Below are 15,486 nucleotides of genomic sequence, written 5' to 3' on the forward strand. Positions count from 1 at the left end.
GTACCCACGCTGTCGGTGTAACCGGCCACCGTCACGTGCACCTGCGGATAGCGCTTGAGCGTATCCACTGCCTGGTCCAGGATCGCCAGCGAATCGCTGCTCGGCACCGCCAGTGCCGGCTCGATGTTCGTCTCGCCCTTCTTCGGACGGTCGAACTTGAAGTTCACGCCCTTCAGGTCGATCACCACCTTCTGCGGGCAGCCATCCGGACCCACGATCGTGCCTTCCGGCAGGTCCGGGCACTTGTTGTCGCACAGGTTCACGCCGTTGCGGAACTGCTTGGAGCAGTCCGGCTGCTGCGGCGGCGGAGGCGGCGGCGGAGGCGCAGCCGGTTGCGGCGGCGGCCCCAGGCGGAACAACAGGCTGAAATCCACGAACTCGTCGCCGTAGCCGTTACGTGCCGGGAAGGTCTTGTCGTCCCAGTCGTAGCGATACATCGCTTCCACACGGAAGTCGATGTTCTCGGTCACGGTCTTGGAAAGGCCCACGCCAGCCTCGGCAGCGGGGTCTACGTTGTGATTGAAGGTATCGATGTGCTGGCTGGCCATGACGCCACCGACCAGGTAGGGACGCCATGCATTCCAGTCGCCGAAGAAATAGCGCGCCGCGACGCCGAGGTCGTTGCTCGCCCAGCGGCCGCCACCGACATAACCATGGAACGTGCGCCGGGTACGATCGGCAAAAATGTCGATCGAGACGTTAGGCGTAATGAATTTGCCCACATCGAGGCCGTAAAAAATCTGGTTACGGTTGGTGAGCCGCTTGACGTCGTTGTGGTAATAACCCACGGTTGGCCCGATGTACCAGCGATCATCGAATGTGGTGCTGGTAACGTTATTGTCCGGGCTGCCTTGGTCCGTACCACCTTGGGCAGCTGGCGTGTTGTCCTGCGCATGAGCGACGCCCACGCAACCCAGGGCCATAGCTATCAGAACTGACAAGTTCCTGTACTTCATGGACATCTCCTCTTAGAGTCATGCGAACGTCTCTTCCCCCAAAAGGACGCCGTTCGTGCAACGCACACACGGGCAAAAAGCGGTGTCATCAAAAAACTTTCAGCCGACCCCGCAATAACGTTCAAGTCGATTTGCCAACCTATAGATGACAAAGCCGCACAGGCGCGTGAATATCTCCGTTAATGGAAAAAAGCACGCATGGATTTAGTCCATGAAATAACAGGTTCGCAAATCTGCCTTGCAGCCGTTAGTTATCAATCATTCGGTGGAAGGGGGGTGAAAACCTGATTATTCAAATGCGAAAGCTGTCATGTTTTCCATACCTTGATAATTCGCGACGCTTGCAACCGTGCCCCCTATGCGGACGTCTCCTGATGAGGCCGCCCGGTTAATTCACCGGTATTGCGCGCAGGGGCGCCCCGGCGCGGCAACCGGGTTGTCATCCCCATTGAAAGGGAGAAACCGGCCGGTGAAGATGCCGCGAATCCATGGCACTCAAGCAAATCCAAATCCTGCCGATAAGACCTCCGAGAGGCTTGCTTGCCACCGCGGAGGATCGCGTCATGACCGTATCGATCGTTGAGGAATTGATGCTGCACAACCTCACCTGCTCCACGTGCCGGGCGGGCGAGCCATGTTTGCTGGCCGAGCACATCGCGGACAGCTGGCCACGGCGCGTTGCGGCTGAAGCGGCCGCCAATCTCAGGGAAATCACCACTCCGGTCGATCAGCAGGCAGCCGCCTAGGGATACTCTGATCAATGCTACGCAGGCGGCATGATGTCCAGAAGGCTCGCAGAGTGTGTTGTGCGGCGCCGGGAAGACTGGCCGTCTTGCCAAGCCGCGCGGCGCACTCTGCGAGCCTTCTGGACATCACCCCATCGCTTTAAATTCAACATGTTGGGGCCAGCTCTGTCTGTCCGCATCCCTTCCTCGCTCCTCAAAGCCGGGTACATCCATGTACCCTCCCCGCGTGCGCCGACGAACCTATGGTCTGCGAACAGACCGAGCTGGTGACGCCTACGTAGCATGGATCAGAGCATCCCTAGCGAAGCGGCCCAGGCTCGACGAGAGGGCGCGTCGCATCATTTTTGATGAGGCGTAGCCCTCTTCGGCCGCATCGAGCAGCCTTCATCATTACGCATCGTGCGAACCGGCCTGCTCGAGGGCTTGTTCGTCCAGCGCCTTCGCCTTTTTTTCCAGCGAGCTTACGTTGAAGCGCATGCCGACGCCGATCAGTGTTGCCAGCAGAGCCAGCACGTGCCAATGGAGGCTATATAAGGCTGCGGCAGCAAAAAATACCGCGATGAAAAGATCCTCCAGCAGCCAGCCCCAGGCACGCGGGTGTGCCACGCTTGGCGCCAGGTGGCGGATGAAAGCGGCGTAACCCCACCCTATCGCCAGGCAGACATAGATAGCCATCAGCGAGAGTGCATAGACCAGCATGCCGTTGTTGGAGGATGCGTTCTGATCCTCCAGCAGAACGCGGATGAAGACCGGCACCAGCGCCACCAGGCTAAGCAAGACCAGCGTCGCCACAGTCACTGGCGCATCTACGCGATACAGATGCGCGAGCGTGCGGCGATGGCGCAGCCACACCACGCCAATCAGAAAAAAACTCAGGAAATACACCGCCAGCGGCCTGGCCCATACTTGCAGCAGGCTTTGCCCAGGCAGGGCTTGCGGGTGCAGTTCTACCGCGGACAAGGTCAGCGCAATGGCAAAAACGCCATCGGAAAGCATCACCAGCCGGTCGAAATGGCGCTGGTGAACGTGATGTTCCTTCACGTGATGCGGTATCCCCGGATCCATATCGCTCCCCTCTGATCGGACCGGCATATTCTGCCGCATCCGGCGGCCGGACTATGCGGGATAGGCAGAATCCACCGAGGGAACGATGCTTGTGCGCTTCCCGTCTTGGCAATAGGCCGCAGAGAGGATCCGCATCAGCATGGTGACCCGCATCGACGCCACGTCCGTCGCTTCAATGCAAGAAAAAGCCCCGCTTGCGCGGGGCCTCATGGGTTCAGGCGGAAACCGCTTCCATACATCGGCGTTGGCGATAGGTGGTTTCCATCTCCCGGTAGAGGCCGGACCAGGGGTCGAGCACGTAGCCTTCCTGCGGCGCGAACGATACGCGACGAACGTCGTCGGGCGACTCGATCGCAAGAACATCATGGGCAACGTGGTCCATAAGCACTCCTCTGTCGTTCATGGCTGATGGTCAGGCTATCGATCCGGTCGTTGGCCGGAGGTTAAGAGCAGCGTTCGTTCCGTAAACAGCATCTTTATATGACGGCAGGCTGTCGCGACACCGCCGCATCCAGACCGCCCGTTGACTGTTTCGCCACGTTTCATGCAGGTGCGTGTGGCTAAGCTGTAGGCGCATACCGCTCCCGGCGCTCGCCAGCCGCCAGCGGCCCCACGCGCTATCAGGGGGCGAGGCTGCAGAGGCATCCGCTCATGATCGATGCGCTGAATCCAAATGTGCCTGCACTCGACGACGAGCAGCAGGCCGTCTTGCTGCGCCTTGCCGACCTGACCCGTCCGCTTTCCGATCCCGCCGAGATCCAGCAACAGGTGACCCGGTTGCTGGGCGAGCGCCTGGCAGCCGACCGCGTCTATTACTGCGAGATCGACCAGGCCAACAGCCAGGTGATCGTGGCACACGACTTCGTGCGGCCCGGCGTGCCGAGCATGGTCGGGCGCTATCCCCTCGCCGCTTTCGACTGGGTAGGCCCTTCGTTCCACATGGGCCAGCACATGGTGGTGGACAATACCTATACCTCACCGCTGATTCCGGACGACCAGCGCGCGGCCGTAGTCTCGATCTGCATCGGCGCGTTCATCGCCATTCCGTTGATCAAGGACAATCGGCTGGTCGCGGCGCTGTGTGTGACGGAACTGCAACCGCGTGCCTGGGCGCGTTGCGAAGTCGAACTGGTCGAAGAGGCTGCCGAACGCACCTGGGATGCCGTCCGCAGAGCCAAGGCCGAGGCCGCCCTGCATGACAGCGAGGAACGCTTCCGCCAGTTCGCCGACGCCTCCTCGAACGTACTGTGGATCCGTGACGCCAGGACGCTGGAGCTTGAATTCGTCAGTCCGGCATTCGAAGCCGTCTATGGCATGAAGTGCGACGCAGTGATGCATCCGGGCGATGTGCGCCGTTGGGCTACGCTGGTGGTTCCCGACGATCGCGATGCCGTGTTGGCACAGTGGGAAAAAGTGCGGAACGGCCAATCGGTGGTGCATGAATTCCGCATTATGCGGCCATCGGATGGCAGCTTCCGCTGGATTCGCAACAACGATTTCCCGCTGAAGGACGAGCATGGCCAGGTGCAACGCATCGCCGGCGTCGCGGCAGATATCAGCGAACTGAAGCAATCGGCCGAGCACCAGGCGATCCTGTTGGCCGAACTGCAGCATCGGGTACGCAACATCATGGCGATGATCCAGTCCCTGGTCGTGCGCACCGGGCGGCATGTGCAGGACATCGAGGAATACAGCAGCTTGCTTACCGGAAGGCTGATGGCGCTGGCGCGCACACAAACCTTGCTGACGCGCTCGGCGAACCGTGGCGTGGACATCGAAAGCATCGTGCGCGACGAATTGAGCGCGCAAGCCATGTTCGCCGGGCAGTACACAGTGGCGGGCGCTTCGCTGGTCATTCCGCCCAAGGCTGCCGAAGTGCTTACGCTGGCAGTGCACGAACTGACCACCAACTCGCTGAAATACGGCGCGCTGTCCTCCTTCGAGGGGCGCGTGACCGTGAAATGGGATGCGATCTATCGCGATGAAGAGCCATGGCTGAGCTTTCGCTGGCACGAAGAGGGCATCCCGAAACCAGCGGCCGGCATGGTCACCGGACCGCAGCGGCGCGGCTTCGGAACGGAACTGATCGAACGGCGCATTCCTTATGAGCTGGGCGGCAGCGGCGTCGTTGCCATCGAAGGCAGGCAGGCCCATTGCCGGATCGAATTTCCATTGAGGCAGGTCGCCAGCATTCTCAGCACCGACGCTCCCGCCCGCGCTACCATCTTTGGCGGCGCACTCGATATGGCGGGCGAAATGGACCTTTCCGGCGCCAGCGTGCTGGTGCTGGAAGATGATTTCTATCTTGCAGGCGATGCGGAGCGCGCACTGAAAAAGGCGGGCGCCGCCATCCTCGGCCCGTTCGCATCCGAGGCGGTCGCGTTGGACGAGATTGCCCGGGAGCCACTGAGTGCCGCGCTACTGGATATCAACCTCGGCAATGGCCCGACTTTCGAAGTGGCCCATGTGCTGCATACCAGCGGCGTGCCGTTCGTCTTCATCACCGGCTATGACGACGCCGCGATTCCGTCGGAGTTCTGTCGCATCGAGCGCTTGCGCAAGCCGGTCGACCTGAAGCAGATGGTTCGCACGCTGGTGACGGCATTATCCTGAGCTTGAAAATATGCGCCGCCCGCTTTCTTCACGCCTCCATCACGGCGCTGGCGATGAGCTAAACCATAGCGACCCGGCCAGCACAATTACCCACGCTTTATTTCCCCCCGCCTGGTGCTAAATTCGCCGCAACCCGTCAACACCTACCGCCATAGACTCAAGGGGAAATTCCAATGCAGATGTCATCTCGCCGTGCCGTTCTTGCCGCAGTGCTGGCCGTGTGCATGTCGGGGGCCGCTGTCGCCGGCAGCCCCGCTCCCTCCACCGGCCTCGGCCAGGCATGGCCCAACGCCATCGACGTCAGCGTCAATCCGGACTACCACGCTTACGTGTTCGTGCTCGGTGGCATGCAATACATCCAGATCAACGATTTGAACGGCAACGTGCTGGGCAGCGTGGGCACCGCTGGCGGCCAGTTCATCACCCTGCCCATGGGCAGGTTCGCGCAGTACGTCTCCACTCCGCAGCAGCCGGCATCGGCAAACAACAATGCCACCCCCACCGCCTCGCCTGCCCCGGTCTATGACGATGGCACGACGGTGATAACCGCGACGCCGATGAGCGATGCGAGTACGCAGCTGAAAGCGGCGATGTGCGTGCCGTCCATCTGCGATGCGCATGGATCTTGAGCAGCGTTCAACGTTTCCGGGAACAGTCCGCGAATGCTGGGCCTTTTACGGCTCCAGCATCAGGCAGCTGATACGGCGCCCTTCTGGCAATTCACGTTCGCTGACAAGCCCTTCGAACGTGGCTACCCGTGCCTGCAACGCCTTGATCCCCAGGCTGCTGGTGGAACGTGCAAGCCGTAGCATCAACTCGTCCCACTTCACTTGCGCTAGACGAGCAGGCTGCCGACCAAACGATACCCTGATGGCGACCCCGCGGCGTTCTCCGACTTCGCCACTGCGCACGTGCAAGACAATATCGCTGATGTCCCTGCGCTGGCATCCTTCCGCGATGGCTTCGCAGATCACGCGATAAATGACCATGTGCAAGGTCATCGAGAGCAGGCTGATCGGTCCACGCAAATCACACACATAACGGATACCCGCTTCATCCAGCGCGCGAGCCACGGCGCCCTCGCGCAGGGCGGCCGGCAAGCCTCGCTCACGCCACGTGACCGGATGCAGACCGTCTGCCAGGCGGTATATCTGATCTTGGGCCACCAACGCCACGCGCTGGTAACCGCCGTCGTCGATGGCTGGCTGCAAGTGGCGCAAGCGGCCGAGCATCATCGCATAACCACTTCGCACCGTTTCGCGGATTTGCTCGAGGGCTTGCGAAGTCGCCCGCAACTGCAGCTCTCCCAAGTGTAAATTGTTCCGGGCGAGATCGAGTGCAACGCATACATCCTTGCGCTCCTGCTCCGCCCGCCCGTTAAGTACACCGATGCGCGCACCCACCAATAGCATGGTCGAGATGGCGAAGGCGATAATCACTTCAGCCTGCACGGTATGGTGGTCGAAAGACGAAACGTAGTTGCTGGCGAATTTCTCCGGCATCAATGCCAGGTTAGCCAAACTGGCCAGCGTGCCGCCCCATGCCGCGCCTTGCCAACCATGCCGCAAAGCCAGCCAGACGACCGGCAGGAACAGGCAAATCTGCGCGGCACCGCGCGCATGGGATACAGTCAAACCAAGCCATATCAATAGTGCAAATACAGGTAGGACCAGGAAGATCCCTTCGAATACGAAACGGCTCTCCGCCGCCCTATGCAATAGATTTTTCCATCCATACTCGGCCGATGCCTGATACAGAGCCAGCGCAAGCGGTGCCACGGTCAAGATGCCAATGAAGTTGCCAAGCAACCACTGTGATGCCATTTGATGATAGGGATGAATGGAGAGATATCCATCTGGAAGTGCTTCAACGGAATAAAGCAGCAGGTTGTAAGCAGTGCTTGCCAGCGACACAGCAAGCGCGCAAGTCAACAACACGCCGACATGCACCTGCTTCTTTCGAGCTTCCAATAGCTGGTGCTGGCGGGCGAGCCAGACGAAGGAGCCGACATACGTCGTCGCCGGAATCAAGTTAAGCAGCCCCCACAGCACCCCGAACTGCGACCAACATTCGACGGTCAGGGGAACCAGCCAGATTTCTTCGCCCAGTATGAGCGCAGGCCAGTAGCGATAGGGAGTCAACGCCAAGGTGGCGACACGCACGCCACTGAATAGCAAATAGTGCGGGAAAATAACCTGGCGACACAGAAAAATGCCAAAGCCATAGACCATGGCAACAGCAGCGTGCTTGCACGCGCCCTTGGCGATCAGTCCCAGACTCTTCCGCATCGTCTCCCACTCCCCAGAAGGATATTCCCCTAACGCCGGAACAAAGATCTCGTCATTCCGGGTTGGCCGATGAAAACCGTAGTGAAACCCCGGGCCCTCGCCGCATTCGGCGCCATCTTACCTCGGTCCAGGCGCCATGAAGGGCGGGCATCCCAGGCTGTGCGGTAGGTCGTGAATCGGCCATCACATCGGGTATGCGATAAAGAGGACGTCGAATGCTCCGCGCAATCCGGAATACCCCTGTTCCTTGCCGAAGCCGACAAAGCCGCCGCCATGGCGGCTTTCTTTTTGGCCTGCGCCGCTTGACCTGCGCCGCGCCGGAACCTGCCCTGGCGACTGTCGTTCCCGACGAGCCGGACTGACCGCACCAGCTTGGCGTACCAGGCTGGTGCGGATGATTGGAGATGCATCACACTTCTGCGCCGCGGAAACGTTCATCGTAGCCGCCACAATTCATCGCCAGCATCGAACACAGGGGGGCCTAATGATCGAGCTGGAAATCCAGGCTCTCTCGTTGACACGAGAGGGTCTTGTCATCGACGTGGGCCGGTCCATTGTCGCCAGCGGATTTACCTTGCAGCGGCAACGTCTGGCGCAGGACGCCAACGGCATCTTGCTGACCATGGTCGTGCGCGGTCCGGCGCGCAAGCGCCGGGCTCTCGAAACTGCCCTGGACGCCAATGAGCGGCTGGTGAGTTTTGAGATCGCACCGTTCGAAGACGGGCCGCCCAAGCCGCATTTCGCGGCGGCGCGCACTTATGTACATCCGCTGGCCGCGCCCTTGCCTGCCGTGCCCAGCGCACCCGCGCCGGTGGCCATGCCATCGGCCGAAGCCACTCCTCCGGTTGCGGTCGATGCAAGCCGGTCCAAGCCGATCTTCCAGGCAGCGCCGGAAATGGAGGTGGAAGCGGAGCCCGAATTCATTTTCATACGCCCGCCCACGCCGGCTCCGGCGCCAGCGCCGAGCCCCGAACCGTTCGTCGAGCTGATGGCGCTTGGGCCGGATGTGGATGCCGTCGACCAGGCGCTAGCGCGGTTGGCCAGCGACTATCCGCAGGTCTTCCCGCGCCTGTTGACGCTGGACGGCTCCGTGGCGCCGGCGGCGCGCGAGGCATCCCTGCTGCTGGCCGGACAACGCACCGGCACCTGGGTATTCGGGCGCGACTATGCGTCCCAGGCAAAGCTCGGGCTAGACGAAGCGATCGGGCGTATCGGCGCGCCCGCGCTGCGTGCGCTGGCCGAGATCGACTACAGCGCAGGCCAGTTGCATATCCGCCACAGTCCGCTGTGCATCCACGACGGGCGTTCCGGTTGCGCTTTCTTCAACGGCTATCTGGAAGGCTTGCTCGCCCCGGTCGTCGCTTGCCGCAGCCTGTCGATCTTCAACGTCTGCTGCCGGAGCTACGGCGCAGACGAATGTGTGCTGGCGATTACGGAAGGCTGAGCTTCTTTACGCGCAATGCCTGTCCGCTTGGCAGGACAAGTTGCTTGCGGACATGCGCCGCGCCGGGAAGAGCAAGCTGCCTGGAGCGCCGGCCACGGCCCATCGGCATTCCGGATGCGGCAATGACCAACGTTGTCATCGCATACGGCGCACATTTCCACCGCATGCATGACTTATGGTGATTGATCGCATTCGCGCCGCGCACTAAACAGTCCGGATACCTGATGCGCGCGATGGAGAAAACGATGGACAAACAGTTTGTGCCCTGCATGCTGGCACTGGCGACGTTGAGCTGTGCAACGAGCCTGTGGGCGCAAACCGAACCGGTGCCGTTGCGCTGGAATGCCGATCGCCTGGGCAACCATCGCTATAGCGTGCAAGTGGACGCACCGGCGACGGCGGTTCGCGTCGTCCTGCCGTGGCGTCGGCGCGACGTCCATCCTGAGCAGGTCGCCGCGATCGTGATCGGTCCCGACGGTCAAGTGGTGAACAACGTCGTGCGCGTGCATATCGACCAGGCTGATGGCGAGCTGGCATTCGAGGCAAAGCAAACCGGCGTGTATGCCATTTACTACCAGCCATACGTGACCGGCGGCCACCCCAACTATCCGACTGTGACCTACCCGACGCCGGCGAATACCGCCGATGCGCAATGGCTGCGGCGCAGCGGCGCCGCCGATCCTGGCCGCGAACGGACGCTGCCCGAGGCACATGTGCTGGGTTACCAGGCGGTAGACGATTTCGATGCCTATACCGACATGGAGCGCACGGCGACACCGCAAGAACGGCAGGCCTTGCTCGCCGCACATCCCGGCGCGCCGTGGCTGCTGTTTCCCGAAACCCGCGAACATCCCGTGCGCATGTTCCAGCAGATTCCCGAACGCTGGGCGCAACGCGGTGCCGGCGGCACGTTCGCCGACAGCGCCTTGCGCGGCGAATACCTGAGCTTCCAGGTCGGCATATGGACAGCGCGCGCTGCCATCCACCATGTGCAGGTGAGCTTCGCCGACCTGCACGGCCCCGGTGGCGCCACGATTCCTTCTTCCGCCATGACCTGCTTCAATCTTGGCGGCATCGACTACGCTGGCCAACCGTTCACCACCCACGTGGATATCGCGCAGGATCGCGTACAGCCACTATGGATGGGCGTGGACATTCCCACCACTGCGAAACCTGGCGTCTACCACGGCGTGGTGACGATCGGCGCCGACGGCATACCCGCGCAACAGGTACCGCTGACCATTACCGTGGGGGCGGCGCAAGCCGTCGCGCACGGCGATGACGACCCTTTCAAGCTCACGCGCCTGCGCTGGCTCAATTCCACGCTGGCGCAGGACGACAGCCTGGTCAAGCCGTTTACCGCGATAACGGTACATGGCGCCACGCTGGGCCTGCTCGGGCGCGACCTGACGCTGGCCTCAAGCGGATTGCCCCGACAGATTGACAGCCGCTTCGACGAACGCATGACCGGCTTTGCGAACAAGCCGATGCCCTTGCTGGCTGCCCCCATGCAATTACTGGTGCAGGACGGCAGCGGCACCCATGCCTTGCACGCACCGGAAACACCGAGCGTGCATAGCGACGGTCCGGCTAAAGTGCATTGGCAGGTGGACGGTCGCGCCGGCCCGCTGCATGCCGCCGTCGACGCCAGCCTGGAAGCGGACGGCACGCTGACCTATTCGATCGCGCTCACCGCGACGCAGCCAACCTCGCTCGACGACATTCGCCTGGAAATCCCGCTGCGCGACAGCGTGGCGCAATACGAACTCGGCCTGGGACGCACCGGTGACCATGCACCGGCGGATTTCAACTGGCGATGGAACGTCGAGAACAATCAGGATGGCGCGTGGATTGGCGCCGTGAACGGCGGCCTGGAATTCCACCTGCGCGACGAACATTATCGCCGCCCGCTCAATACCAATTTCTATCACCAGCAACCGCTGGTCATGCCCAGCTCATGGGATAACGACGGCCACGGCGGCGTGACGTTCAAGCGCGACGACGCGCGCTACCTGGTCCAGGCATTCAGCGGCCCGCGCCGCATGCAGGCGGGACAAACGCTGCATTACGACATGGTCATGCGCGTCACCCCGTTCAAGACCATCAAGCCGGCCGAGCATTTCGCCGAACGCTATTTCCATGCCTACGGCGACCTGGATGCGATCAAGGCGCAGGGAGCGAACGTGGTGAACATCCACCATGCCACGCCGATCAACCCATGGATCAACTACCCTTTCCTCGAACCGGCGAAAATGCGCGCCTACGTCGATGCCGCTCACCAGCGCGGCATGCAGGTGAAGATTTACGACACCATCCGCGAGCTATCCGACCGCGCGCCGGAACTGCCCATGCTCGAAAGCCTGGGACACGAGATCATCAGTGGCGGCAAGGGCGGCGGTTTCTCCTGGCTGCAGGAGCATCTCGACGGCGACTACATCGCCGCCTGGCACGTACCGGAGAACCGCGATGCCGCGGTGATCGATGCCGGCCAAAGCCGCTGGCACAACTATTACGTCGAAGGCCTGGATTGGCTCGCACGCAACATCGGCATCGACGGCCTCTACCTCGACGACGTGGCCTATGACCGCACCACCATGAAGCGCGTGCGCAAGGTATTGCAGGCACGCCGGCCGCATCCCTTGATCGACCTGCATTCGGCCAATCAATTCAACCCGCGCGACGGTTACATCAACAGCACGCTGCTTTACATGGAACTGTTTCCGTACATCGACCACCTGTGGTTCGGCGAGGAATTCGATTACCAGCACACCTCCCCCGCCTACTGGCTCACCGAGATTTCCGGCATTCCCTATGGCTTGATGGGCGAGATGCTGCAAGGTGGCGGCAATCCGTGGCGCGGCATGGTTTTCGGCATGACCAACCGCCTGCCGTGGACCGGTGGCGATCCGCGCGAACTGTGGAAGCAATGGGATGCTTTCGGCATCGAGCAGGCCGACATGATCGGCTGGTGGGTCCACGATACCCCGGTCAAAACCGGTCGCGACGACGTACTCGCCACCAGCTACGTGCGGCACGGCAAGACACTGATCGCGCTTGCCTCCTGGGCGCCGGCGAAGACCCAGCTGCGCTTGCATATCGATTGGAACGCACTTGGCATCCAGCCCCGCGCGGCGACACTGCGCGCACCGGCCATCGCCGGATTCCAGCCAGCGGCAGTGTTCAAGCCGGATGACGCGATTCCAGTCGAGCCAGGCAAGGGATGGCTGTTGATCCTGCAATGAAGGAGACCCGGCCTGCCATCGGGCTCGCATGGTGGTCATGGCGGTGGCGATGCCGCCAGCGGCCATGGCATCCGGCAACTTTCTACTCGCATCCCTTCGCACGCTTGCTGCACCGGTTGCCATGGCATTCGGGAGGCCGCGCCGCGAGACTTGAACAATATGAGGATATCCTCATATATTCGGCGACATAGTCGAGACAGACCCGGCTCGGCCTCAAGGCGAATCATGACCTCAGAAAAACCAGGCGACGCTGTCCATGCCACGGCGCGCGCTGCCGCAACCATGCCGGCACGACCCAACCTGATCCTCGGCATCTGTTGCATGAGCCTGCTGCTGGTCGGCATGGATGTCACCATTGTCAACGTAGCGCTTCCTTCCATCCAGCACGATCTGCGCGCGCCGCTTTCGGATCTGCAATGGGTGATGGATGCCTACACCATCGTGATCGCAAGCTTGCTGATGCTGGCCGGCTCGATGGCCGACCGGTTCGGCAGGCGCCGCACGTTCCAGCTGGGCATGGTGCTGTTCTCGCTGGGATCGCTGCTGTGCAGTGTGGCATCCAGCATCGAGGTGCTGATCATCTCCCGCGCGCTGCAAGGCATCGGCGCATCGATGCTCAATCCGGTCGCGCTGTCCATCATTACCAATACCTTCATCGAACCCAAGGCGCGCGCGCGCGCCATCGGCGTGTGGGGCGCCGTCGCGGGCATATCGATGGCGGTGGGCCCCCTGATCGGCGGCGTGCTGACGCAAACCCTGGGCTGGCGTTACGTCTTTCTGATCAACCTGCCGATCAGCGTGGCGGCGGTGATACTGACCGCGCGATTCGTGCCCGAATCGAAAGCCGCACGCGCACGGGCCCTTGATCCGATCGGGCAATTGCTGGTGTTTATCGCGCTCGCCTGCCTGATGTCGGCGATCATCGAAGGGCCGCGCATCGGCTGGACGTCCGGGCTGGCGGTGAGCCTGTTCGCCGCGACCGCCGCGTCGGTAGCAGCATTGCTGATATACGAACCGCGCCTGGCGGAGCCGCTGCTCGATCTGCATTTCTTCCGAAGCGTGCCCTTCAGCAGCGCCACCTTGATCGCGATCTGCGCTTTTGCCGCGTTCTCGGGTTTTTTGTTTCTCAACACGCTGTATCTGCAACAAGTGCGCGGCCTGTCGGCGTTCGAAACCGGCCTTTGCACCTTGCCGATGGCGCTGATGGCCATGCTATGCGGGCCGTTCTCCGGGCACCTGGTAGGTCACCACGGCACACGCCCTTCCCTGCTGATCGCGGGAACGGGATTCCTGGTGAGCGCGCTGATGTTGACGAATCTGGACGGCAACAGCGCGATGAGCATGCTGCTGCTCGCCTACGCCATTTTCGGCATCGGCCTTGGCACGGTAAACCCCGCCATCGCCAATACCGCCGTCTCCGGCATGCCCAAATCGCAGGCAGGCGTGGCGGCGGCCATCGCCTCCACCAGCCGCCAGATCGGCGCCGCGCTAGGCGTCGCCATCGCCGGAACGGTGGTGAATAGCAGCCGCGCCAGCGGCATGGCGTTCACGCGCGCCACGCATCCCATCTGGTGGCTGGCCGCAGGATGCGGAGCCATCATCATCCTGCTCGGATTCGTGACTCACACCGCCTGGGCACGCGCGAGCACGCATCGCGTGGAAGCGTCGCTGTTACGTGCCGAGGGTTAGGAGTTAAGCCGGGGCTGCATTTTCCGGGTTGGCGCTGCGTCGAAGCTCATCGCGAAGATCTAGCGCATGCCCCCAGGCCGTCATTCCCGCAAAAGCGGAAATGACGGCACCGGGCCATGGAACGCGCACGAAAACGCGGGGCATCTTGGACGCAACACCGTTACTCGTCCTTCTTGACGTTAACGGTATGCATGGGACGGCACTGGCCGCTGTCGCAATCGATCAACACGCCATAGCTGCCGCAAGATGCTATGAACGTTGTCGCGCTATGGGCTTGAACCGCTCCGCAACCCAATTGGATTGCGACGGATTGGGCAAGCGGCGTGGTCGCCGTGTCAGCAACGAAGCCCTGCGGAGCGGTTGCAGTCGCAACCGTCGAACCCGTGGCAACCGCGGCCGACGAGGCGGAAGGCGCAGGCGATGGCATCACTGTCGCCGGCGTCGCTTCGGCAACAGGCGTGGGCTTTGGCGCCATCGGTTCGGTTGCGGAAACATCGCCGGGAGCAGAAGCCTGCGAAGACGCGGAAGCTACCGGCGCCAGCCCGGCCGAAGGGGCGGCAAGCGTGTTCGCTGCCGTCTCGGAGATATGGGAACCGTCAAGGCCCCGCAGCCGGCGTGTCACTTCGGCGCGATAGGCATCCAGCCCCTGATCGACGACTTTTATCCAGGCGTCATCGGTCGCCGCCTGGCGCTTGTCTTCAACGTGGGTGCTTACCACCACCGGCGCCCCTGCGCCATGGAAGATCAGATCGGTCGCAATATTGTCATTAAGCGTGATCGCCCAGAAGCCCGGATCGAACCAAGCCCAGAACTTGGTGATGCGGACATCCACCACGAGCGGCGCAGGACCCGCGTCCCCAACACTCTTTACCTGGTAGCCCGCTTGCTGGAACGCCGCCATGAGGTTTTCCCGAATGACACTTTCAACGGTTTGTCCCGGCTGCAACAACACATCGCCCAGCGCCTTGCCATAGGTATTGCGCTTGCGGGCAACGGCCCGCGCCTTTACGTCATCGGTCGCCTTGCCTACGCCACCGAAACCCAGGGACGGCGTGCTCGGTTCGTCCGGCGCGTCCTCGAACACACGATCGTCGGTGATCTTGCCGATCACGACCACCTGCTGTGCGGACGTAGCCGTCGTCGCTGGCGCGACAATCGCCGGACTTTGAAGATTGATCTCGCTACGCGATGTGGCGCATCCAGCCAACAGCACGCAAGAACACAAAAGAACCGGCCTCAAATATCCTTGGATAAACAGATTGCCCTTGTTTATCACGACTTGCGGCGCCGCCGATTTGCGCGGCTTTACACCCGAAGCAATCCCGCCAAAGCAAAAATGGTGGGTAGCCGCCATGTCGTGGATGACCACCCCGTCTTATTCGAATTCCCCATGAAACACTCCTTTTCGAATGACTGCCGGCCGATGCCGGCGATAAAACCAAA

The 15,486-nt window shown here is 61.9% G+C and carries 12 protein-coding genes; 6 read left to right on the forward strand and 6 right to left on the reverse strand.

The annotated features are described in order from the left end of the window. Positions 1–956, reverse strand: a 956-nt coding sequence (locus ISP15_RS07385; protein ID WP_404546569.1) for an OmpA family protein, incomplete at its 3' end; no start/stop codon positions are given. Between the two features lie 563 nt (positions 957–1,519). On the opposite strand from ISP15_RS07385, the gene ISP15_RS07390 reads away from it, so the two are divergent. Beyond that, positions 1,520–1,702: a hypothetical protein gene (locus tag ISP15_RS07390; RefSeq protein ID WP_404546571.1), complete on the forward strand. Its 183-nt coding sequence runs from the start codon at positions 1,520–1,522 to the stop codon at positions 1,700–1,702. A gap of 390 nt (positions 1,703–2,092) precedes the next feature. Here ISP15_RS07390 and ISP15_RS07395 read toward each other — a convergent pair whose 3' ends face one another. Next, entirely contained in the window at positions 2,093–2,743 is a 651-nt protein-coding gene (locus ISP15_RS07395) for a TMEM175 family protein (protein WP_404546572.1), read from the reverse strand. Positions 2,744–2,981: 238 nt separating this feature from the next. Beyond that, on the reverse strand, positions 2,982–3,149 hold the full coding sequence (locus ISP15_RS07400; protein ID WP_404546573.1) for a hypothetical protein: 168 nt from the start codon (positions 3,147–3,149) through the stop codon (positions 2,982–2,984). 269 nt (positions 3,150–3,418) lie between these two features. Between ISP15_RS07400 and ISP15_RS07405 the strand changes: the two genes are divergently transcribed. Then, positions 3,419–5,380 carry an HWE histidine kinase domain-containing protein gene (locus ISP15_RS07405; RefSeq protein WP_404546574.1) on the forward strand — a complete coding sequence of 654 codons (1,962 nt, stop codon included), beginning with the start codon at positions 3,419–3,421 and terminating at the stop codon, positions 5,378–5,380. 173 nt (positions 5,381–5,553) lie between these two features. Further along, positions 5,554–6,009: a hypothetical protein gene (locus ISP15_RS07410; RefSeq protein WP_404546575.1), complete on the forward strand. Its 456-nt coding sequence runs from the start codon at positions 5,554–5,556 to the stop codon at positions 6,007–6,009. A 45-nt stretch (positions 6,010–6,054) separates the two neighbouring features. Here ISP15_RS07410 and ISP15_RS07415 read toward each other — a convergent pair whose 3' ends face one another. Then, positions 6,055–7,668 (reverse strand): MASE1 domain-containing protein, encoded by a 1,614-nt coding sequence (locus ISP15_RS07415; protein ID WP_404546576.1) that lies wholly within the window; start codon positions 7,666–7,668, stop codon positions 6,055–6,057. Between the two features lie 183 nt (positions 7,669–7,851). Beyond that, positions 7,852–8,106 (reverse strand): hypothetical protein, encoded by a 255-nt coding sequence (locus ISP15_RS07420; RefSeq protein ID WP_404546577.1) that lies wholly within the window; start codon positions 8,104–8,106, stop codon positions 7,852–7,854. A gap of 46 nt (positions 8,107–8,152) precedes the next feature. Between ISP15_RS07420 and ISP15_RS07425 the strand changes: the two genes are divergently transcribed. From ISP15_RS07425 to ISP15_RS07435, 3 genes are all read left to right on the forward strand, one after another. Next, a complete protein-coding gene (locus ISP15_RS07425; protein ID WP_404546578.1) occupies positions 8,153–9,112 on the forward strand; it encodes a hypothetical protein in 960 nt (319 codons plus the stop codon). 245 nt (positions 9,113–9,357) lie between these two features. Further along, positions 9,358–12,354, forward strand: a complete 2,997-nt coding sequence (locus tag ISP15_RS07430; protein WP_404546579.1) for a glycoside hydrolase domain-containing protein — start codon at positions 9,358–9,360, stop codon at positions 12,352–12,354. Positions 12,355–12,579: 225 nt separating this feature from the next. Next, on the forward strand, positions 12,580–14,043 hold the full coding sequence (locus ISP15_RS07435) for an MFS transporter (RefSeq protein WP_404546580.1): 1,464 nt from the start codon (positions 12,580–12,582) through the stop codon (positions 14,041–14,043). Between the two features lie 160 nt (positions 14,044–14,203). Here ISP15_RS07435 and ISP15_RS07440 read toward each other — a convergent pair whose 3' ends face one another. Further along, the gene (locus tag ISP15_RS07440; protein ID WP_404546581.1) at positions 14,204–15,397 is read right to left on the reverse strand and encodes a YajG family lipoprotein; all 1,194 of its coding nucleotides are present in this window, start codon (positions 15,395–15,397) and stop codon (positions 14,204–14,206) included. Positions 15,398–15,486: the final 89 nt, after the last annotated feature.

Source organism: Dyella jejuensis, from assembly GCF_044904675.1.
GTDB classification, from domain to species: domain Bacteria; phylum Pseudomonadota; class Gammaproteobacteria; order Xanthomonadales; family Rhodanobacteraceae; genus Dyella_B; species Dyella_B jejuensis.